Raw genomic sequence first — 420 nt, 5'->3', positions numbered from 1 at the left:
GGCCGACGCCGTGGTGCAGCAGGTCTCCGCCCGCATCGATTCCGCCTCCGCCCGCGCCGGCCTGCGTCCTGCGCTGGCGCCGCGCCCGCCGTCCGCCCCCCGCGCCGGTCGCGGTCTGGTCCAGCTCGGCGCCTATTCCAGCGAGGCCGCGGCCCGATCGGCCTGGTCGCGGCTCAAGTCGGGCGAGGCCGCCTGGGCCCTGAACGGCCTGTCGCCGGTCTATGAGGGCGTCGAGGTCGGCGGCCGCCGCCTGACCCGGCTCAAGGTCGCCGCTCCGGCCGCCGGCGCCGCCGCGGTCTGCGCCGCCGCCGGCATCGACGATCCGTGGTGCAATCGGGTCGCGTGATCCTCGCATCCACATCCACCGTCTATCGCATCGTTGACGTTCGCCCCGGCGGACGCGATTTTACGGGGCTGCGG

1 pseudogene is annotated in these 420 nt (G+C 75.7%); it reads left to right on the top strand.

Annotated elements, in window-relative coordinates:
• Positions 1–346, top strand: a pseudogene (locus B2742_RS08060) (SPOR domain-containing protein); the annotation flags it as partial.
• Between the last annotated feature and the right edge of the window lie 74 nt (positions 347–420).

It is taken from the genome of Brevundimonas sp. UBA7664, assembly GCF_002483305.1.
Taxonomy (GTDB): Bacteria; Pseudomonadota; Alphaproteobacteria; order Caulobacterales; family Caulobacteraceae; genus Brevundimonas.
This window is presented reverse-complemented; position numbering and strand designations above follow the sequence as displayed.